This is a genomic window from Cochlodiniinecator piscidefendens (assembly GCF_011326755.1).
In the GTDB taxonomy this organism is placed as follows: domain Bacteria; phylum Pseudomonadota; class Alphaproteobacteria; order Rhodobacterales; family Rhodobacteraceae; genus Cochlodiniinecator; species Cochlodiniinecator piscidefendens.
Genome location: NZ_JAAOIE010000004.1, coordinates 242,295 through 262,663 on the forward strand (window position 1 = coordinate 242,295; position 20,369 = coordinate 262,663).

Consider the following 20,369-nt stretch of genomic DNA (forward strand, 5'->3'; position numbering starts at 1 on the left):
TTGGAAAAGGAAATCAACTATGGCCAAAGCTTTTGCATCTCAGGGCGACATGAGTGAGAAAAACATCAGTTTTACCGAAGTGGGCGATGGTCTTTATGCCTTCACGGCAGAAGGCGACCCAAATTCTGGTGTGATCATTGGTGATGATAGCGTGATGATCGTTGAGGCCCAAGCCACGCCACGCTTGGCGCAGAAAGTCATCGAAAAGGTGCGTGAAGTTACAGATAAACCAATCAGCCACGTGGTGCTGACGCATTATCACGCAGTCCGAGTTTTGGGCGCGTCAGCATTTGGTGTTGAGCAAATTATCATGGGCGATGCGGCGCGCGCGATGGTCGTTGAGCGTGGGCAGGATGATTGGGACAGTGAGTTCCAGCGTTTTCCTCGTCTGTTTGAGGGTCACGAAAGCATTCCTGGGCTGACCTATCCAACAACGACATTTTCCGAAGATATGACGGTTTACCTTGGAAATCGCCGAGTTGACCTGATGCATTTGGGGCGTGCGCATACGGCTGGCGATATCGTCATCCATGTCCCGGATCAGAACGTCATGTTCACCGGAGACATCGTTGAATATCATTCTGCTTGCTATTGTGGTGACGGGCATTTCGGGGATTGGGGAAATACGCTAGATAATATCGCCGCATTTGATGTTGATGCGATCGCACCCGGCCGTGGCGACGCGTTGATCGGCAAAGATATGGTACACGCTGCCATTGAAAATACTCGTGACTTTGTCGAAAGCACCTACCGCCCGGCAGCACGCGTTGCCGCGAGAGGTGGTTCATTGAAAGATGCGTGGGACGCGGTGCGCGCAGAGTGCGACCCAAAATTCAAAGATTATGCAATCTATGAACACTGCCTGCCGTTCAATGTTGCACGTGCCTACGATGAAGCGCGTGGAATTGATACGCCTCGGGTTTGGACAGCACAGCGTGACCTGGATATGTGGGCCGCTTTGCAAAACTAAATCAGTGCGGCCTGCTGAAAAACGTGGGCCGCAAATTTTTCCTGCGCAAGGGAATGACGCTTTTCAAGCCCTTTGCCGAAATATGTAAGGGGCTGTGATGGCAAAAATTTTTGAGATCCCGCTTTATCCATATACCCGAAATCCTGATCAGGATTCGCCGAAAACCAACCGGCATCCTGTTATCATTGTAGGTGCAGGGCCCGTAGGTTTGGCTGCCGCAATAGATTTGGCCCAACAGGATATCCCGGTTGTTGTTGTTGACGACAATGATCGGGTGAGTTTTGGATCACGCGCGATTTGCTTTGCTAAACGGCCTTTGGAAATTCTTGACCGTCTGGGTTGTGGCGAGCCAATGGTTGAAAAAGGTGTCACATGGAATATCGGAAAGGTATTCTTTGATGACCGCCAAACCTACGAATTTAATCTGTTGGCGGAAGATGGCCATAAACGTCCGGCATTTATCAATTTGCAGCAATATTATTTTGAGGCCTATTTGATGGACCGGGTCCGCGTGCTTGAGGCCGAAGGCAAGCCGATTGAAATTCGTGGCAAGAATAAAGTGGTTTCGATCGAAAACAACGACGACCACGTAAGTTTGCAAATCGATACACCAGATGGAGTATATCAGGTCGAAGCCGAGTGGTTGATTTCGTGTGATGGTGCCGGATCGCCTGTTCGCCAGATGCTTGGTTTGGACTTTGTTGGGCGTGTCTTTGAAGATAATTTCCTTATTGCCGATGTTGTGATGGACGCTGATTTTCCGACAGAACGTTGGTTCTGGTTTAATCCGCCGTTTAATCGTGATCAGTCAGCGTTGTTGCACAAGCAACCAGACGGGGTATGGCGGATCGACCTGCAGCTCGGATGGGATATCGACAAAGCCGAAGAGAAAAAGCCAGAGAATGTGATCAGGCGCTTAAAGCAGATGCTTGGTGATGAAATTTCTTTCGATTTGGAATGGGTGTCGATTTATACATTCCAGTGCCGTCGTATGGAAAAATTCCGCCATAACCGTGTTTTGTTCGCCGGGGATGCAGCACATCAGGTATCGCCATTCGGTGCACGAGGAGCCAATTCAGGTATCCAGGATTCCGATAACCTTTGTTGGAAGTTAAAGTTAGTACTGGATGGCATTGCACCAGAAACTCTGCTCGACACTTATGATGATGAACGTATCTATGGTGCTGACGAGAACATTTTAAATTCTTCGCGATCTACTGACTTTATCACGCCTAAATCGGCTGTTTCACGACAGTTTCGCGATGCTGTATTACATTTGGCTGAGAAGCATGAATTTGCCCGCCCTATGGTAAATTCGGGTCGCCTTTCGGTTCCATGCATTTATAGTGAATCGCGCCTTAACACGCCTGACAGCACGAAACTCCCAACATCCACCCGACCGGGGGCTCCGGCTGTTGACGCGCCAGTAAACGAAGGTTGGTTACTCGATCAACTCAATGGGGATTTTAAGCTGCTCTTTGTCGGGATTAACGGAGAGTCGCCATCTGTTGCTGGGATTCACCTGGATGTTATCGAAGTGCAACCGGGACAAAACCCGGTTTTTGAAGATCGGTATTTGGGTGACGAAGACACAGCAATATATCTCATTCGGCCAGATCAACACATAGCGGCACGTTGGACATCATATGATGAAACCGAAATTCGCAATGCTATATTACGCGCTATAGGTCAGGAATAATCGATGCTTATTACGACACCTAATATTCACGATGCGGATGGGTTTTATTCGGAACTTCTGGACATGCATGACGGCCTGTCAGAGAATGAAAGCAAGGCGCTCAATGCTCGGCTTATCCTTGTATTGGCAAACCATATCGGTGACAGAGAAGTATTAGCGGAAGCAATGAGAACTGCTCTGGACTGATAGGTTGTAGAATGTCCCTGAACCGACGATTTTCGCAGAGCGGCGGGCTACTTTGCCCGCTGCTGTGTTAACGAACGACAAACTCGGCATGTAATGCACCTGCTGCTTTGATGCTTTTGAGGATGTCGATCATATCTCTTGGCGAAACACCTAGGGCATTTAACCCTGCAACAACCTCTGAAAGGGAGGTGCCTTCATTGATTTCGGCCAATCCAGTTCCCGGCTCTTCCTCCAGTGTTGCAATGGTTCGAGGTACCACAACGGTTTCGCCTTCTGAAAATGGGTTTGGTTGAACAACAACCGGGACTTCTTGAATGCGGAGCGTAAGATTCCCTTGGGAAACCGCGACGCGGGAAATTCTGACATCTTCGCCCATAACAATCGTTCCAGACCGTTGGTCTACAACGACGCGTGCACGAAGTTCGGGTTCAACCAGCATATTTTCAATATAACCAATTGCATGTGCGGGGGATTGTAAGCGTGTTGCCGCGAAATCCACCTCAACGGTACCCCCATCAAGCATCACAGCCACGCGACGGCCAAAAGATTCATTGATGACGTTTTCAATACGAGCGGCGGTTGTGAAATCGGCGTTGCGTAATGCCAGACGTAATTCTGAGAGTGAATTTAACTCAAACTCTACTTCACGCTCTACGCGCGCGCCTGACGGAATAACACCTGAGGTTGGTACGCCACTTATGACCTCAGCTCCGTCGCCGGCGACAGAAGCACCCCCGGCTATTATTGTCCCCTGTGCCACCGCATAGATCTGGCCATCTGCGGCATTGAGAGGAGTCATGATAAGTGTTCCACCGAGTAAACTATCAGCATCACCGATGGCAGAAACAGTTACATCAACCTGTCCACCCGCGCGGGAGAATGCAGGTAGTGTCGCCGTTACAAAGACGGCTGCTACATTTTTTGGGCGAAATTGTTCGCCTGTAATGTTAACCCCAAGCCTTTCAAGAATGTTTGACATTATTTCTTCGGTAAATGGAGCATTCCGGATACCGTCACCCGTGCCGTTTAATCCCACGACCAATCCATATCCAACCAAATCATTTCCGCGAACACCGTCAAATTCGACCAGATCTTTGATCCGAATTGGACTAGCCGAAATGGTCAGCGGGAATAGACAAAACACAACGAAGAACAGCAGGGCTTTTTTAATCATCTCAGATAATCCGCTAGGGTTAGGCGCGACAGTCTCGCGGTAATATTATACAGGATTTCTAGTTGAGATTCCGCATCTTGAAGCTGTACCGCTGTATCGTATTGATCGACGCCGATGAGATCAGATTTTGCTAATTCGAGGCCCGATTTTTCTGCTTCGTTCCGAGTGGATGCGTTTTCTATGCGCGCTTCGACTGCGCCAACGTCCGCCCTAAGGGTTGTGATTTTACCATCGGCAGCCAAAACTTTCTGACCCGAGGTTTGCGCAAGTGCGGCTTGTTCCACATTGTTTCCGCCGAGTACGCCCTCATCTATAAGCGCAGCGAGGGCAAAACCTTCCAGTGTGTCGCGTAGTGTTTGATTATCTGCCCGCAATTGCAACTCAGCACTTTCGTTCGGGCCAATCTGAAGTGGCGCGAGATTGTTTGTAGATCCAAGATAACCTGAAGTTTCGAACCCACCACCTGCTGAGTTAAACCAATCATTTACAGCTGATGCGACACCTGCAGCTGTCGTTTCGCCAGCAACGTGGGCCGTAAGCTCTGCAATCATCGTATCGCCGGATGCGAGGGGTTTAGTATTTGTTGATGTTCCTGCGAACAGACTGCGGCCAGCAACACTTGTGTTTAAAGTGGATACAATAGAGTCAAATTTTTGACGTGCGTCGTTCGCGGCAACTTCAATTGTAGCAGCTTGGCCTGCATTTCCGGATGTTATCAGGGTCGACGCAGTCTCACTGGCAAATCCCTGTACGACTTCAAGCGCACTTTGCATGCTGGCTGCGAATGTGGATGCTTCTTTGTTTGCATAACTATATGAAGTCAGAGATTTGAGTGAATGTTCAATACTGGCGAGAGGTGAAAAATCACCCTTTAGATGCGAACCAACGTCCGATACTTGGCCTGTTGATAGCTCTTTTGACAATGTTTGCAGCGACGTTTTTAGCGTTGCGTTTTGACGTGTCGTCATAAACGAATGAGCCATGTCGCCGATGGAAGAAAAGTTTACCATTAGAGCCTCATCAATGTATCTAGGAGTTCGTCTACTGTTTGAATGACGCGCGCATTAGCTGAGTATGCTTGTTCAATCAGGAGCAGCTGTTGAAGTTCGTAATCAGTGTCGACACCATTTTCGAGTTCGAGTGATTTTAAGGTCGAAGACTGCGCCTGAGCGAAGGCCCGCTGTGATTCACTCGATTGCCGCCCTCCGCTGATAGTGGATAGCAACGCAGAACCGACTTGAGCGGCGCTTCTGGATTGAGTTGTAAAGGCGGTTGATGACGTAACCTGAGGGCCAGTTAACGCACCTACGAGATTGCTAATCAGTTGTGAGTTGCCAACATCACCTTGAACATTTGCACCGATCCCATCTCGTATTCGCCAGCTCTCTCCTCCAGCGGCTGGATCAACGCGAACATTAATTTCGATCCGTGCGGATAGGCCCATTTCATCGGTTGCAACAAAAGCAGCACCTGCGTCGGTGAAGAGCCCGGCGTCACCTACGGCAAGGGTAGGATCCGTTGTTGTCGACTGATAACGTTCGATCATATCTCGCGCTAATCCGTCAGTTTGTGCTTGGGCCGCAACTGATAGTTCATCGCGTACGGAAAAATGCCCGATCAGGCTTCCGCCCGACAGTAAACTACTTGAACTGCTCGTTTGAACACTTTGCCCGTCTATTGTTAATCCCGATAGCGCTCCCGAAGTTAAAGTCATGTCTGGTGTAATGACGGCTGTGCTGGAAAACTCAAATTGTGCTGCTTTACTATCTAGCAACATCATTCCGCCTGTTGAAATGAGTTCAACCCGACCATTTTCACGAGCGATTTGTTTAACGGGCACAATTTCGGAAACCTGATCAATGAGGGACTGTCTCTGATCTAATAGGCTTGCGGTATCAAAACCCGAAGCATTGTTTTTAACAATCAGGGTGTTCAGGTCTTTAATTTGTGCCAACGAGGTGTTTAAGCTGTCCACCGCAAACTCAATAGAGGCATCAGCACCTTGGCGTTGTTTTTGGATAGTGTCAGATACGGAATTTAATTTTGATGCGACTTGGGCTGCGGCCTGAACCACATTGTCCAATCTGTGATCCGAATCTGGGCGGCTAGATGCTTCTATCAGTGTGGATTCAAAGTTGGCTAGGCTGTCGGCAAGTGCGCCTGTTTCACCTGGTACGCCAATCGCAGCTTCCATTGTGGAATAAAAGGAAGAGACCTGATTGATATAAGCAAGCTGGCCATCGGCGGCCCTTCGGTCGGTAATGACACCCAAATCCACAATACGATTTACACCAGAGGCTTGTACGCCTGCGCCGTTGCCTCCCAATACCACAGAATTTACATCGAGTTCCCGTCGGGCGTAGCCCGGAGTCAATGCGTTTGCGATATTGGATGATGCGATTTCCGCACGGCGTGTCGTGACGGATAGCCCAGACAGCGCATTGCTAAAAGCGGATGCCATACTCATGATTTATCCTTTCGGTTTCACCCGATTGAAAATTAACGCTTAATGTTCGTTGTCTCTTGCAACATCTCGTCTACGGTCTGGATAACCTTAGCATTTGACGAATAGGCGCGTTGGGTTTGAATGAGAGCGGTTAATTCGCCTGCGACATCCGTGGTGGACCCTTCACGAGCGTACCCTGAAACCGCGCCGGTTGGACCATCCCCAGCATCCCACAGGAAGAAGGAACCGCTATCTTGAGACACCTGGAATGTCTGATTGTTCAAAGAAATTAATCCATTTGGGCTGGGAACATCGGCGAGAGGCACCTGATAGAGAATTCGCGTGAAGCCTGTATCATAGGTCGCGGTGATCATGCCGCCATCGTTGATTTCAACGCCGGTGAGATTGCCAACAGGGGAGCCATCTTTGGTGATGGAGGTCGGGGCAAAGCTATCGGAAAGCTGCGTTAAACCTTTATTATCACCGAGACGCCCGATGGTTACATCCATTGAACCACCGCCAACGGTTAGTGCCAAAGAACCTGTCGCAGGATCATAGGCACCACCAGAAACCGTTGTGACTGAGGCCAGCGTACCGCCGTTGCCGCGTGTGTCGTCAAAGGTTAACGTGTATTCACCGATTGTTGCGCCGCCCTGCGCAGAATCGCTGATCACCATAGTCCATTCGTTATCATTGCCTGACGCAGGTTGAGTTGGAGTGAACGTGATATCCATCGTTTCAGATGTGCCAAGGTTACCGAAGTATTCGACTGATAGAGGGAGTGTTTCACCATTCCCGTCAACAACTGCTTGGGTCGCAGGAAGGTTTACGCCAAGGCTCATTTGTGTTGTTGGATCGCCAGCAGATTGGTTAGCATTGATGCGGACAGGCTCCAGATCTGCGACAGTGTCGCGTGGATAAGTACTGATTGAGCCATCAGCTTCTGCCGGCCAGCCCATAAGCGCCAATCCAGAATCAGTAACGAGAAGTCCGTCTGAGTTGGTATGGAATGCGCCGGTTGTGGTCATCAGCAAGGGTTGATCGCCTGCTGCTGCTCCACCTAAACTAACGACAGGCGTTACCGGCAGGAACCCGCGCCCCGTAACCGCAATATCCATTGCGTTGCTTGTGGATACAAGAGCACCGCGTTGTTCAATAAGGCGGCTTGTGTTGGCTTTTACGCCACCAGCGGAATAAGTTCCCGACCCCGCACTTTTTGTAATTACGAATGATTCAAAATCGGTAACGGCACGTTTGTAACCATAGGTGCCAGAATTTGCGATATTGTCTGAAATGGTTGCTAGCTTGGTTGCGTTGGCATTGAGGCCCGCCACACCAGCGTTAAGCGAAGAGGAAATTGTCATTGTGCGCCTTTCTGCTGCATCAATCCTAGGATCAACAACAGGCTTAGCGGTCGCAGCTTAACATGCCCCTAATAGATAAAATGAGATCTATTTCCTCTTCGCGTAGGCGCTATTGGTCTGAACGTAACAAGATCACCTCGAGTCGATTGTTGCGAATGGATAACGGGTTCTGCGCTGCTGGTTTGCGATCGGCATACCCTGTAACACGTTGCATTCGCTCGCTTTCCATTCCACTCGTTACAAGCAGACGACGTGTTCGGTCTGCGCGATCCGACGATAAATTCCAGACTGGATTATCTTGAAGGACGATTGGTTGCGAACGTGTATGGCCTGCAATTGCAACTTCGTTGGTGACCAAATCGAATACTTCGGCGATGATTCTTGTGACTTCAATCATGACATTTGTTGGTTCATTTGATCCGACATGGAACAAGGGTTCTCCGGGGAGGTCGAAGATTTCGACGATTAATCCCTCATCAGTTTGTCGAGTCATGATGTGGCGGAGCGCATTTTCCATAACATAGCTTTCGCCGCCGCTACCGTTTAGAACCTCCTCAACCATAGTGATGGCCTCTTCTTCAGACATTCCATCGCCGTCTGCCCCACCTTCGGCGTCGGTACGATTCGAAGCCGTATCAGTCGGAACCGCAGTTCCAGTGCCGCTTTGCGGTAAGGTTTCTTCGACGAAAACACTATCACCACCCAAGGCCCCGTCACCACCGCCAGAAATACGACTGATTGGAATAGATGGACTGAAGTAATCAGCCAGACCTTGACGTTGTTGTTCTGTCGTCGCGTTTAATAGCCACATCAACATAAAGAATGCCATCATCGCTGTAACGAAATCTGCGTAGGCCACTTTCCAAGCGCCCCCGTGATGTCCGTCGCCACCAACGATCTTCTTCTTCTTTATGATGATTGGCGCGTTTGTTCCCGCAGCCATTTCACCACCTCTTATTTCACCCAAGTCCAGAACTAGCAGGAGAAAATAAACAGCGGTTTAACCTTTCAAATTGTTAGGAGTTTTAGCAGCAGGCAACCAACATGACGTTGAGGTTGTCTGTGTAATGGCGAATCTCCGGTTGATTTGTATGGAATATCCTTTGTTGCAAATAATTCTCAATAGCATTGACAGTTGCGAATTACTCGCATATTCCGGGCTCAACGAAGGCTCGAGGAGAATAATATGCGATTTCCCAATGTTATGGCTGCTGTTTTGATTGTTGGGGGCGCAGCAACGCAATCTCTGGCAGATGAACCATTTAGAGCAGTCACTACTTTTACAGTCATTGCTGACATGGCCCAAAACGTCGCCGGAGACGCTGCAGTGGTTCAGTCGATCACGCGCCCAGGCGCTGAGATCCACGGCTACCAACCAACCCCTCGTGACATTTTGCGTGCGCAGGATGCCGATCTGATTTTGTGGAACGGTCTGAACCTTGAACTTTGGTTCGAACAGTTTTTCTCAAACCTAAGTGATGTGCCAAGTGCAGTTCTGACCGATGGGATCACGCCTATGGGGATCACAGAGGGGGCTTACGATGGCAAACCTAATCCACATGCTTGGATGGCGTTAGATACTGCCCTGATCTATGTAGATAATATTCGCGATGCTTTTGTTGAACATGATCCGGACAACGCAGAAGTTTATCGTGCGAATGCCGAGGAATACAAAGCAGAAATTACAGCGGCGATTGCTCCGTTGCGCGAAGCAATCCGTGAGATCCCCGCAGATGATCGTTGGTTGGTCAGCTGCGAAGGGGCCTTTAGTTATTTGGCCCGCGATTTTGGGATGCGTGAACTTTACCTGTGGCCGATCAATGCCGATCAAACTGGTACGCCGCAGCAAGTTCGTAAAGTTATTGATGGTGTACGAGAAAACGATATTCCAGTTGTTTTTTGCGAAAGCACTGTAAACACTGATCCGGCTCGTCAAGTGGCGCGTGAAACAGGTGCGCAGTACGGCGGAGATCTCTATGTGGATTCACTATCGGCGGCAGATGGGCCGGTTCCAACGTATTTGGATCTTCTGCGTGTGACCTCTCAGACTGTTCTGGATGGTCTTACTGCTGCGCAAGGGAATTAAAATGACTTCTGCACAGTTAGGTATTTCTGCCTCGGATGTAACCGTGACTTATCGCAATGGTCACACCGCACTAACCAACGCGAGTTTTGAAATCCCGACCGGAACAATTACAGCCTTGGTTGGGGTGAACGGCGCGGGAAAATCGACCCTATTCAAGGCGATTATGGGGTTTGTTCCCGCAGCCAAAGGTGAAATCCGTATTTTGGGAATGCCAGTCAAAGAGGCGCTTAAGAAAAATATCGTTGCCTATGTTCCTCAGGCTGAAGAGGTCGATTGGTCTTTTCCCGTACTGGTCGAAGACGTGGTCATGATGGGGCGGTATGGGCATATGAACTTTATGCGCACTCCGAGAGCAGAGGATAAATTGGCCGTTACAGATGCGTTGACACGCGTTGGCATGGTTGAATTTCGCCATCGGCAGATAGGGGAGTTGTCCGGCGGACAGCGTAAACGTGTGTTTCTCGCACGTGCTTTGGCGCAGGACGGCCAAGTCATATTGCTTGATGAACCTTTTACGGGCGTCGACGTTCAAACCGAGGATGCGATCATCGGATTGCTTCGAGATTTACGAAGCGAAGGTCGTGTTATGCTTGTCTCTACCCACAACCTGGGGTCTGTCCCTGAATTTTGTGATCGAACTGTTTTGGTCAAGGGAACTGTGCTTGGGTATGGCTTAACCGAAGATACCTTTACCCAGAAAAATCTCGAACAAGCTTTCGGTGGTGTATTGCGTCATTTTGTTTTGGGCGGAAAAGACCTGCATGACGATGATGATGCGCGCCAAGTCACCGTGATTACCGATGATGAAAGACCTTTTGTTGTCTATGATGAGAAGACAGAGAAGGGCAGCTAATGGAAACCCTTCTTGAACCGTTTACGTATGGCTACATGACCAACGCCATGTGGGTGAGTGCGCTTGTAGGTGGTGTGTGCGCGTTTTTGTCAGCTTATCTTATGCTCAAGGGCTGGTCGTTGATTGGGGATGCGCTGAGCCATTCGATCGTCCCGGGTGTTGCCGGAGCTTACATGCTTGGGCTTCCGTTTGCGCTGGGTGCTTTTGCCGCTGGTGGATTGGCTGCTGGTGCGATGTTGTTTCTCAATCAACGTTCCGGGTTGAAGGAAGACGCTATCATCGGTCTTATCTTTACCAGCTTTTTTGGCCTCGGGCTTTTCATGGTGTCGGTATCCCCGACCTCCGTGAATATTCAAACGATCACGCTTGGCAATATTCTTGCAATCACGCCTGAAGATACGCTGCAACTGGCGTTGATTGGTTTTGTGTCTTTGGGCGTGTTGCTGTTGAAGTGGAAAGATTTGATGGTGGTTTTCTTTGATGAAAGCCATGCTCGGTCAATCGGCCTGAACCCAGATCGGTTGAAGTTTATCTTTTTCGTTTTGTTATCGGCATCCTGCGTTGCCGCGTTGCAAACTGTGGGCGCATTTTTGGTTATTGCAATGGTGGTGACACCGGGTGCAACCGCATATCTTCTGACCGATAGATTCCCTCGGTTGCTGATACTGAGTGTCGCTATAGGAGCCTCGACGAGCTTTGTTGGGGCGTACCTAAGTTATTTCCTAGATGGGGCAACAGGCGGCGTTATTATTTGCCTGCAGACGTTGATTTTCCTTACAGCGTTTTTCTTGGCACCAAAGCACGGGTATTTGGCATCCCGACGTAAAGCGATCAAAGCGCTAGAGGTTTCAAAATGATCGAAGAACTTTTGCTACCATTTCAGTTCAGCTTTCTGATCAACGCTTTTATTATTACGATGATTATTGCTGTCCCAACCTCTCTATTGTCCTGCTTTTTGGTTCTCAAAGGCTGGTCATTGATGGGTGACGCCGTTAGCCACGCTGTTCTGCCGGGTATTGTCCTTGCATATATTGCTGGTATTCCGCTGGTTATCGGGGCGTTTGCGGCGGGAATGACGTGCTCATTGTTAACCGGGTTTTTGAAAGAAAATAGCCGGGTTAAACAAGACACAGTAATGGGCGTTGTGTTCTCTGGCATGTTTGGATTTGGTCTCGTGCTTTATACGAAAATTCAGTCGGATGTGCATTTAGACCATATTTTGTTTGGTAATATGCTGGGGGTGAATTGGAATGATATTTACCTCACTGCTGGCATCGGGATTTTGGTTACTGCTGCGATCGTGTTCAAGTGGAAAGACTTGCTACTGTTTTCATTTGATCCTGCGCAGGCCAAAGCATCTGGGCTGAATACGGGTCTGCTGCACTATGGCTTGCTGGCTGTTTTGTCTTTGACAATTGTTGCGACATTGAAAGCCGTGGGCATTATTCTAGCCATTGGCTTACTGATCGCGCCGGGAGCGATTGCATTTCTTGTGACAAAACGGTTTGAGCATATGATGATGATTTCAGTCGCAGTTACTGTTTTTTCGTCCTTTACCGGCATCTATCTCAGTGTATTTCTCGATAGCGCCCCTGCGCCGACGATTATATTGATCCTCACAGCCATCTTTGTAATTTGTTTTACGCGTTTGATCTGGCTGCGCCACAAAACAGAAACATCGGGCACGTCTTCTATTGGCGGGTAGCTGCTCTTTGTTCGGGCTAGTATTTGACAAAGCTATAGTGAATGGTTTCTCTTAAGGGACAGACAGTTGCACATTGGAAGATGTGTGATATCCGTTCTTTGGAAAGAGAGCTTATTCATGAATAAAATCAATATTATGCCTGCAATGCGGGCCAGCATTGGTCTTGGAGCGTTGTTAACGGCTACATCGTTAAGCAGTGCAGCATTTGCACAAGACGTCGGACTATGTGGTCAACCAAATGGATTGACCGAAGGTAATTTCACCATTTCGGGTTCAACAGCTGCCCCGATCGATACATTTGTAAACATCGCAAGAGGGGAGCCACGGTATCTAGAGTTGATGCTGCAAAACCCAACGGGATTGACGCTTGAAACTAACAGTTTTGATGCCGATCCAGTTTTGATCTTGTTTGATAGCTCGGGCGCAGTTGTTCAAACCGACGATGACGGGACTGGTACGCTGAATTCGCGCCTCGGTGTTGACCTTCCTGCAGGGGCTTATTGTCTTCAGGTGCGTACGCTTACGGATATTCCCGCGCCAACCGGTCCGTTGCCGTCAGGTTTTGATGCAACCATTCCTTTGCGTGTTACAACTGGGGTGACACCTCCGGTGACTTATCCTACCGACGGTGGCCAGATTGCATCGGGTTCATGTGCTTCTAACCCAAATATGTTGGTCGCAATCGATCCGCTTTCTCTGGGCGGTGGTGTTCAGCAACTCTCAGGGCAATTGATGGGAGGCGGTAGCGCGAGCGTCGGCTTTACATTGTCTGAGCCTATGGGCGTTGCGCTCGGTGTGCGCAGCGATACATTCGACACAATCATTTCGCTCGAAGACGTAGCAGGTGTTCCGTATGGAACCGATGATGACGGTGGCGATGGCGTAAACAGCCTATTGGGTCTAGAGCAAGCACTTCAGCCTGGTGATTACTGTTTGACCGTAAACAGCTATGACGGTGCCTCAGGTGGTCCATTCGACGTGACACTTCAGGAATGGTCTCCGCAAGTCGTGGCACAGCAAACGGGTGGCTTTGCTCCGTTCAACGTATGCCAAGACCCTGCTACTACCGTTGCGCTTGGTGATGGGCTTGCCAGTGGTTTCGCGCCTCTGTCTGCAGGGCAAGCTTTGACAGGTACATATTCACACTTTAGCTTTTCCACATCGCAAGAGATGGAACTGCGATTGAGTGCATCCAGCAATAACTTTGATACGGTTCTTGGATTGTACTCAATGGATGGAACCGAAATCGCCAGAAATGATGATGCCGAAGGCCAAGGTACAAACAGCCGGCTGCAAACAGGTGGCGTAGTGCCGGCTGGGCAGTATTGCGCTGTTGTTGGCTCCTTCTCAGGCAGCGGCGGTGGATTATTTGATCTTTCGGTTCTAGAGCTGACAGAAGAGGCCCTTCTTGCCGAGGCGTATAACCGCGGTGAATTGTTGCCGTCGGTTTCTAGTGGTGTTGAGATGAACGACCTTGGCCTGCTTGAGCGGAGCTTGCGTAGCGAAACCGTCGCAGGCAGTGGGGCTGAATGGTTCTTGTTCGAAGTCGACGAGGAAAGCCTTGTTGTCATGGATACAACATCCGTTGGCGGTGTTGAACGGATCGCATTGTTCGACTTTGAAGGCAGTGGTCAGATGGTTGCCGAAGGTTGGCCAGATGTTAACGGCAGCCGGACTCGTTTGGTTGAACGTGTGGGTTCAGGTATTTACGCAGTCGCGGTTGTGCGTAGTGCTTATACCGAAGGTCGTGAAGCGATGCAGATGTCATTGCAACGCTATGTTCGCCCTCCTCGCCGTCAATAACTTGCCCAAAAAAAACGGCCGCGAATTTCGCGGCCGTTTTCAATTTATATTCATTTTCTGAATTAGACGCGGCGTTTTTGATATCGGGCGAATTGAAACCACCTATAACGAAGGAAATTTTGGCAATTTCTTGTCTTTTTGGATGATCTAATGCGTGTTCTATTTCTGTGTTTGTTTCTTTTGATTCCACTCAAAGCGATATCTCTGTCTGGACCAGAGATTGGGGGAAATAATTATTGCGAAAACCTGTGGAGCGGGATGGTATCAAGCGTCGCAGAGGTCGTTAATTTGCCCCCCCCCCCTGACGAAAAAGCGGTTCTCTTTGCAGGTCCGGATGGGCGTCTGTTCAACTGCCTAAACCAAGCATTGCCGCAGGGTGCTAGGGAAGAGCTGCAATTTTGGGGAAGAGCCCTATCACGAGCTATTGCTTCTGACCCCTTTTCGGATAATCGCCGTCCTCCAAACTATTGCGGCACGAGTTACGGAAGCGTCCAAGGGGTTCAAACTATAACTATTCACCTCCCTTATGACAGAGAGGAGTTGGGTGCACCAACATGCGCTGTGCGGCTTCGCAGGTTTCCTGAGAGGGTGCAAAATTTTCTGGTTACTGAATAGAGAAACGGGGGCGCCGCAGTTTATCGGGCGCACGCAAATGGGCCCGATAATCCAAAGTATCGTGTAATCGATTATTTTTTGGTTAGAAATCAACAGTCACGCCCGGCAGTTCAAGTGACTTAATCAATTCGCGTACTTCTTGGCGTGCGGCGACATTTGAAATATTCAACTGCGTTACCCCAACATCCAGCAGGTCTAGCAGGGTCAGACCCTTTGGGAACAGCTCCCTAAAGATAACCCGCTCACCAAACCCTGGTGCAACTCGAAAGCCGATACGTTTGGATAGAGAGTCGAGCGCTTCACTCATTTTCTTTTTGTTGTGCATTTGCTGTGCTGCCAAACGGTTGCGCACAACGATCCAGTCTATCGGCTTTAGCCCGGCCTGTGCGCGCAATTGGCGTGCGTGCCAGACCATTTCGGAATAAACCGAAGGGCCTAGGATTTCGTTGGTCTCTGGGTTGATCCGCGCCAATAGATCGAAATCAACAAATGAATCGTTGAGAGGCGTAATCAATGTATCTGCGAGCGAATGCGCGACTTGGCTAAGGCGCGTGTGCGAACCCGGGCAGTCAATAAGGATAAAATCGCTATCAGGTTCAAGCGTGGCTACCGCAGCAGACAGCCTATGATCATAGATGTTTTCGCCCGGCTGTAGGTCAGAATGATCGATTTCGGGCAGCCCATGGTAGTCTGGAATAGGCAGAGTCAGATCGTTTGCTTCGCAAAATGCTTTGCGATTTTCGACGTAACGGCCGAATGTGCGTTGCCTCAGGTCAAGGTCGAGTGCCCCAACTTTATGCCCCATCCGCACGAGTGCGGTAGCAACATGCATAGAGGTCGTGGATTTACCTGATCCACCCTTTTCATTGCCGACGACGATAATATGCGCCACGCCAGATCCTTCCTTGAACAAAAAAGCGTGCCCTTTCGGGTACGCCCACTATATGTTGTGTTATCGCATATGGGAAGCAATGGGTTTGAGCAAGTCTACATTAGAGCGCCGGCGTCGTGTCGAGGCACTTCTGCAGAACCCGAATTGCGCGCTCAGCAGATGTGATGGTCGCATTCACAGACTCTTCAGAATACAGCGAATTTCAAGGCGCATTTTGTTTGTCTCGAAATTCGCTTGAATTCATCAAAACGAACAGTTTTGAGTGTCTCGCAAACGATTATGGTGAATCCCACTAAAACCTTAAAAGTCTAAGTTTTCAACGCTGAGTGCATTTTTTTGGATAAAGTCTCGGCGTGGTTCGACGACATCTCCCATAAGCTTGGTGAAAATATCATCGGCTTCAGCTACATCATCAACTTTAACTTGAAGCAATGTGCGGGCGTCTGGGTCTAGCGTGGTTTCCCATAGCTGATCCGGGTTCATTTCCCCCAATCCTTTATAGCGCTGAAGTGACAATCCTTTTTCGCCTTCGGCCAAAATAGCGCGCAGCAGGTCGCTGGGCCCGTGGATGATGATTTCTTTATCTTTGCGTACCAGTTTCGCAGGTTGGCCATATACGTCTTTTAGTGTGTCTGTATATGTGCCCAGTTTGCGTGCTTCGCCAGAGCGAATGACATTGCCATCAAGCGTTCTAACTTCTTCGACGCCGCGCAACATACGGGCAAGGCGAATACCTTTGTCTTGTGTTGGCCGGCCTTGCCATCCCTTTTCATATTCGACGGAAATGGTATCAAGTCGCGCCGCAATAGCGTCTGCAACACCTTGAAGGTTTTGATCCACCGCGCCAGGAACAAAGGCCGCTGCAATTGCTGATTGCTCAAGGATGTGTTGCGGATAATGCGTTGGGAACGCTTGTAGAATGCGGCGAACTTGGCGGGCTTCGTCAACCACACGCATTAAGTCTTGCCCGACGATTTCCTCGCCGGTTGGAAGGCGCAGAACTGTTCCTTCGGACCCTTGTTCGATAAGGTAATCATCAAGAGCCGCTTGGTCTTTCAGGTAAACCTCTGATTTGCCTCGCGAAACTTTGTAAAGAGGGGGTTGCGCGATGTAGAGGTAGCCACCTTCAATAAGCTCGGGCATTTGGCGGAAGAAGAATGTCAATAGAAGCGTACGAATGTGCGCGCCGTCGACGTCCGCATCAGTCATAATGACGATCTTATGATAGCGCAGTTTTTCGATGTTGAATTCGTCGCGCCCGATACCGGTGCCAAGAGCCATGACCAAATTGCCGATTTCTTGACTGGCAAGCATACGGTCAAAACGCGCACGTTCAACGTTTAGAATTTTACCCTTAAGCGGGAGAACGGCTTGTGTTTTTCGATCGCGCCCTGTCTGCGCGGAACCACCAGCAGAGTCACCCTCGACGAGGAAGACTTCAGTTTTGGAAGGATCTTTTTCAGAACAATCCTTAAGTTTCCCGGCGAGGAAATTTACATCCATCGCTGTTTTCCGTCGTGTGAGTTCACGTGCCTTACGGGCGGCTTCGCGGGCAACTGCAGCTTCGACGATTTTGGAAACGATGATTTTAGCTTCGTTTGGGTTTTCTTCAAACCATTCAGCCAGCTTTTCGTTCACGAGGCCTTCGACGGCAGGGCGGACTTCGGATGAAACGAGCTTATCTTTGGTTTGTGAGCTGAATTTCGGATCGGGGACTTTCACAGATAACACACAGGTTAGGCCTTCGCGTGCATCATCCCCGGTGAAGTTTACCTTTTCGCGCTTCGCGATGCCAGACGTCTGAGCATAGTTATTGATCGTGCGTGTGAGCGCGCCGCGAAAGCCCGCCAAGTGCGCCCCGCCATCGCGTTGTGGGATGTTATTGGTAAAGGGTAGGACATTCTCGTGATAGCTGTCGTTCCACCACATCGCGATTTCAACACCGATATCGTCACGCTCACCAGCGATAGAGATGGGTTCAGGCATCACTGAGGATTTTGAACGGTCCAGATATTTTACGAATTCCTTTACGCCACCTTCGTAAAATAATTCAGCATGCAGATGTTCGACAGGGCGTTCGTCACGCAGAATAATGCGCACACCTGAGTTCAAAAACGCTAACTCACGAAGGCGTTTTTCTAGTGTCTCAAATGAGTATTCCAGATTGGAAAACGTATCTGTTGAAGCAAGAAACCTGACCTCGGTGCCTTTTCGTCCGTTTGCATCCCCAACTACGCGCAGATGTTCAACAGTGTCACCATGGCTAAACTTGGCATAGTGTTCTTTGTCATCGCGCCAAACACGCAATTCGAGCCAATCAGACAGCGCATTTACAACAGAGACACCGACGCCATGTAGACCGCCAGATACTTTATAAGAATTGCTGTCGAATTTCCCACCTGCGTGTAGCTGGGTCATAATCACCTCAGCAGCTGAAACGCCTTCTTCTTCGTGCATACCAACAGGGATACCGCGCCCGTTATCACTCACTGATACGCTTGAATCCGCGTGAATTGTGACTGTAACGTGATCCGCATGACCGGCCAGCGCTTCGTCGATCCCGTTGTCCACAACTTCGTAGACCATATGGTGAAGGCCTGACCCGTCATCGGTATCGCCAATGTACATTCCAGGGCGTTTGCGAACGGCTTCTAACCCTTTAAGAACTTTGATAGAATCGGCACCGTATTCTTCTGGTTGCTGCGCTGTGTCGGACATGCTCGCCTTCCTGATATTTATCGGAAATTTATATCGGAATCCCGTATCAATGTCACGCGATAGGCGGCATTTTTCTGCTTATACGAATGGGATTATCAGCCCGACAAAAATGAGGAGGATTCCAGCGCTTATATTCATGCGTCGCAGCGCGCTGGGGGAGCGGAGTAGATCCCGGATTTTATCGAGTGAGAGCGCCAAACCAAGGTTGCCAATAAACGGAACAAGAATTGAAACGGCCACAATTGCGGCAATGTCGGGTGCCGTAATGCTGGTCAGATCAAAGAAGCCCGGTAGCATGCCCATGTAAAATAGTATCGCTTTGGGATTTCCGAGGATAACGGTGAGGCCTGCTATAAAGCCAGCCCAAGTTCCGGGTTTTGTCAGAGCTGAATTTTGTGCGATTTCTTTGTCTGCGTTTTTGATGAGAACGTACCCCATCCATAAAAATACACCGACAGCGATAAAGCGCATCACGAGCATAAAGCCTTCGAAAACTGAAACGACCCATGTTACCCCTAAGATGGCCAGCAACGGCCATAAAGCATCGCCCACAACAACGCCAAGTGCCAATGGCCACGCCGCCTGAAATCCACCAGACAAGCCGCGTGCTACGATAGCGACCCAGACAGGACCCGGGGTTAAAAAAAGTACTGCAACAGCCCCAGCATACAATAGAAGATCATAAAAACTGAGAGTCATTGTAGCATCTCCATTGTGCTTTCACCGCCTTGATCGCTAATTTTTATATACTGTGCGCGGTCATCCAGCGTTTCGAAAAGCCGCTTTTCAGTTCCGGTCATCCAAGCTTGCCCGCCAAGTGCACAGATTTCATTATAAAGTGCGGCACGGCGATTATCGTCTAAATGGGCAGCCACTTCATCAAGTAACAAAAGCGGGGCAGCGCCAAAACTTTGGATTAATGCGCGCCCATTGGCGAGAATGAGGGAAACAAGCAACGCTTTTTGTTCTCCGGTTGAGCATTCTTTTGCGGCAATGTTTTTGGTGGCATAAATTGCATTCAGATCGACACGGTGTGGTCCAACAAGGGTTCGGCCTGCTGCTAAATCCCGGGGGCGGTTATCCGAGAGTGCAGCAAGGAGTTCCGCAGAATCGGTTAGTATTGGCAAATCGTTTGCGTGCTGCAGGCTAAGGGTAGCGGCTGGGAACAGTGTTTCAGATTGCTCTTGCGCTTGGCCTAATGCGTCAATGGCAGCCTGTCTGTTTTGCTGGATGATAGCACCGGTCTCGGCCATTTTTTGTTCCAAAGCCCGATACCAATGCGGATCACGTACTTGGTCTTTCAGAAGTCGGTTACGCTCGCGCATCGCCTTTTCATAGGTCAGGGTGGCGTCAGCATGACCGGGTTCAAATGACAGTGTCATGCGGTCTAGGAATCTTCTGCGCCCCTCGGCACCTTCTATCCAAAGGCGATCCATCGATGGCACGAGCCACAGAACGCGTACAATCCTGCCCAAGGTTACCTGAGTTGCGCTTTTTTCGTTAATGCGGACTTGCCGCGTGTGGCCCGGTTCTGCCCATGTATCGATGGTTTCAGATTGCCCTAGGCTGTTGAGGTTCGCGTGGACCTTCCAGCCAAGCTGTTCAGGTCGCCGCATGATCTCCTCGGCTGTGGCACGCCGCAACCCACGCCCTGGTGAAAGTAAAGATAGTGCTTCTAGGATATTTGTTTTGCCGGCACCGTTTTCACCAAAAATGGCGACGGGACGCGCATCCACTTTCAGCCGCAAAACTTTATGCGACCGAAAATGGGACAATGTCAGGGATTGGACGGACAAATCTGGCATTACACTGATTTTCTGTACCGTGCATACCACGCCACGTCTGGCAACGTTCTGTG

17 protein-coding genes are annotated in these 20,369 nt (G+C 49.7%); 8 read left to right on the plus strand and 9 right to left on the minus strand.

The window, feature by feature from the left end; all coding sequences use genetic code 11:
- The first annotated feature begins 19 nt into the window (after positions 1-19).
- The 3 genes from G9C99_RS12710 to G9C99_RS12720 all read left to right on the plus strand — a co-directional run bounded on the left by G9C99_RS12710 (position 20) and on the right by G9C99_RS12720 (position 2,855).
- On the plus strand, positions 20-970 hold the full coding sequence (locus G9C99_RS12710) for an MBL fold metallo-hydrolase (protein ID WP_166417885.1): 951 nt from the start codon (positions 20-22) through the stop codon (positions 968-970).
- A 97-nt stretch (positions 971-1,067) separates the two neighbouring features.
- Positions 1,068-2,669: an FAD-dependent oxidoreductase gene (locus tag G9C99_RS12715; RefSeq protein WP_166417886.1), complete on the plus strand. Its 1,602-nt coding sequence runs from the start codon at positions 1,068-1,070 to the stop codon at positions 2,667-2,669.
- A gap of 3 nt (positions 2,670-2,672) precedes the next feature.
- Positions 2,673-2,855 carry a DUF2783 domain-containing protein gene (locus tag G9C99_RS12720; protein ID WP_166417887.1) on the plus strand — a complete coding sequence of 61 codons (183 nt, stop codon included), beginning with the start codon at positions 2,673-2,675 and terminating at the stop codon, positions 2,853-2,855.
- Positions 2,856-2,922: 67 nt separating this feature from the next.
- Here the strand turns inward: G9C99_RS12720 and G9C99_RS12725 are convergent, their stop codons facing one another.
- From G9C99_RS12725 to G9C99_RS12745, 5 genes are all read right to left on the minus strand, one after another.
- Entirely contained in the window at positions 2,923-4,029 is a 1,107-nt protein-coding gene (locus tag G9C99_RS12725; RefSeq protein WP_166417888.1) for a flagellar basal body P-ring protein FlgI, read from the minus strand.
- Entirely contained in the window at positions 4,026-5,039 is a 1,014-nt protein-coding gene (locus G9C99_RS12730) for a flagellin (protein WP_166417889.1), read from the minus strand. The genes G9C99_RS12725 and G9C99_RS12730 overlap by 4 nt, the downstream gene beginning before the upstream one ends.
- The gene (gene flgK / locus G9C99_RS12735) at positions 5,039-6,496 is read right to left on the minus strand and encodes a flagellar hook-associated protein FlgK (protein ID WP_166417890.1); all 1,458 of its coding nucleotides are present in this window, start codon (positions 6,494-6,496) and stop codon (positions 5,039-5,041) included. The genes G9C99_RS12730 and flgK overlap by 1 nt, the downstream gene beginning before the upstream one ends.
- A 32-nt stretch (positions 6,497-6,528) precedes the next feature.
- The gene (locus tag G9C99_RS12740) at positions 6,529-7,839 is read right to left on the minus strand and encodes a flagellar hook protein FlgE (protein ID WP_166417891.1); all 1,311 of its coding nucleotides are present in this window, start codon (positions 7,837-7,839) and stop codon (positions 6,529-6,531) included.
- A gap of 109 nt (positions 7,840-7,948) precedes the next feature.
- Positions 7,949-8,782, minus strand: coding sequence for a flagellar motor protein MotB (locus G9C99_RS12745; RefSeq protein ID WP_166417892.1), 834 nt, complete (start codon positions 8,780-8,782; stop codon positions 7,949-7,951).
- Between the two features lie 261 nt (positions 8,783-9,043).
- Between G9C99_RS12745 and G9C99_RS12750 the strand changes: the two genes are divergently transcribed.
- The 5 genes from G9C99_RS12750 (at position 9,044) to G9C99_RS12770 (ending at position 14,286) form a co-directional block, all read left to right on the plus strand.
- Positions 9,044-9,925: a metal ABC transporter substrate-binding protein gene (locus G9C99_RS12750; protein ID WP_231704074.1), complete on the plus strand. Its 882-nt coding sequence runs from the start codon at positions 9,044-9,046 to the stop codon at positions 9,923-9,925.
- Position 9,926: 1 nt separating this feature from the next.
- A complete protein-coding gene (locus G9C99_RS12755; protein ID WP_166417894.1) occupies positions 9,927-10,778 on the plus strand; it encodes a manganese/iron ABC transporter ATP-binding protein in 852 nt (283 codons plus the stop codon).
- Positions 10,778-11,635: a metal ABC transporter permease gene (locus G9C99_RS12760; RefSeq protein ID WP_166417895.1), complete on the plus strand. Its 858-nt coding sequence runs from the start codon at positions 10,778-10,780 to the stop codon at positions 11,633-11,635. Before G9C99_RS12755 ends, G9C99_RS12760 begins: the two co-directional genes overlap by 1 nt.
- Positions 11,632-12,483 carry a metal ABC transporter permease gene (locus G9C99_RS12765; RefSeq protein ID WP_166417896.1) on the plus strand — a complete coding sequence of 284 codons (852 nt, stop codon included), beginning with the start codon at positions 11,632-11,634 and terminating at the stop codon, positions 12,481-12,483. The genes G9C99_RS12760 and G9C99_RS12765 overlap by 4 nt, the downstream gene beginning before the upstream one ends.
- 117 nt (positions 12,484-12,600) lie before the next feature.
- The gene (locus G9C99_RS12770; RefSeq protein ID WP_166417897.1) at positions 12,601-14,286 is read left to right on the plus strand and encodes a hypothetical protein; all 1,686 of its coding nucleotides are present in this window, start codon (positions 12,601-12,603) and stop codon (positions 14,284-14,286) included.
- A 697-nt stretch (positions 14,287-14,983) separates the two neighbouring features.
- Here G9C99_RS12770 and G9C99_RS12775 read toward each other — a convergent pair.
- From G9C99_RS12775 to recF, 4 genes are all read right to left on the minus strand, one after another.
- A complete protein-coding gene (locus tag G9C99_RS12775; protein WP_166417898.1) occupies positions 14,984-15,793 on the minus strand; it encodes a division plane positioning ATPase MipZ in 810 nt (269 codons plus the stop codon).
- A gap of 300 nt (positions 15,794-16,093) precedes the next feature.
- Complete coding sequence (gyrB, locus tag G9C99_RS12780) at positions 16,094-18,511, minus strand: DNA topoisomerase (ATP-hydrolyzing) subunit B (RefSeq protein WP_166417899.1); 2,418 nt, start codon at positions 18,509-18,511, stop codon at positions 16,094-16,096.
- Between the two features lie 78 nt (positions 18,512-18,589).
- Positions 18,590-19,210: a LysE family translocator gene (locus tag G9C99_RS12785; protein WP_166417900.1), complete on the minus strand. Its 621-nt coding sequence runs from the start codon at positions 19,208-19,210 to the stop codon at positions 18,590-18,592.
- Positions 19,207-20,316 carry a DNA replication/repair protein RecF gene (gene recF, locus G9C99_RS12790; protein WP_166417901.1) on the minus strand — a complete coding sequence of 370 codons (1,110 nt, stop codon included), beginning with the start codon at positions 20,314-20,316 and terminating at the stop codon, positions 19,207-19,209. Before recF ends, G9C99_RS12785 begins: the two co-directional genes overlap by 4 nt.
- Positions 20,317-20,369 lie beyond the last annotated feature (53 nt).

Coding starts and splice junctions, on each gene's coding strand:
- G9C99_RS12750 (WP_231704074.1), top strand. CDS start 9,044: ATGGCTGCTGTTTTGATTGTTGGGGGCGCAGCAACGCAATCTCTGGCA.
- flgK (WP_166417890.1), bottom strand. CDS start 6,496: ATGAGTATGGCATCCGCTTTTAGCAATGCGCTGTCTGGGCTATCCGTC.
- G9C99_RS12785 (WP_166417900.1), bottom strand. CDS start 19,210: ATGACTCTCAGTTTTTATGATCTTCTATTGTATGCTGGGGCTGTTGCA.
- G9C99_RS12720 (WP_166417887.1), top strand. CDS start 2,673: ATGCTTATTACGACACCTAATATTCACGATGCGGATGGGTTTTATTCG.
- G9C99_RS12715 (WP_166417886.1), top strand. CDS start 1,068: ATGGCAAAAATTTTTGAGATCCCGCTTTATCCATATACCCGAAATCCT.
- G9C99_RS12730 (WP_166417889.1), bottom strand. CDS start 5,039: ATGGTAAACTTTTCTTCCATCGGCGACATGGCTCATTCGTTTATGACG.
- recF (WP_166417901.1), bottom strand. CDS start 20,316: ATGCCAGATTTGTCCGTCCAATCCCTGACATTGTCCCATTTTCGGTCG.
- gyrB (WP_166417899.1), bottom strand. CDS start 18,511: ATGTCCGACACAGCGCAGCAACCAGAAGAATACGGTGCCGATTCTATC.
- G9C99_RS12755 (WP_166417894.1), top strand. CDS start 9,927: ATGACTTCTGCACAGTTAGGTATTTCTGCCTCGGATGTAACCGTGACT.
- G9C99_RS12710 (WP_166417885.1), top strand. CDS start 20: ATGGCCAAAGCTTTTGCATCTCAGGGCGACATGAGTGAGAAAAACATC.
- G9C99_RS12760 (WP_166417895.1), top strand. CDS start 10,778: ATGGAAACCCTTCTTGAACCGTTTACGTATGGCTACATGACCAACGCC.
- G9C99_RS12740 (WP_166417891.1), bottom strand. CDS start 7,839: ATGACAATTTCCTCTTCGCTTAACGCTGGTGTGGCGGGCCTCAATGCC.
- G9C99_RS12765 (WP_166417896.1), top strand. CDS start 11,632: ATGATCGAAGAACTTTTGCTACCATTTCAGTTCAGCTTTCTGATCAAC.
- G9C99_RS12770 (WP_166417897.1), top strand. CDS start 12,601: ATGAATAAAATCAATATTATGCCTGCAATGCGGGCCAGCATTGGTCTT.
- G9C99_RS12745 (WP_166417892.1), bottom strand. CDS start 8,782: ATGGCTGCGGGAACAAACGCGCCAATCATCATAAAGAAGAAGAAGATC.
- G9C99_RS12725 (WP_166417888.1), bottom strand. CDS start 4,029: ATGATTAAAAAAGCCCTGCTGTTCTTCGTTGTGTTTTGTCTATTCCCG.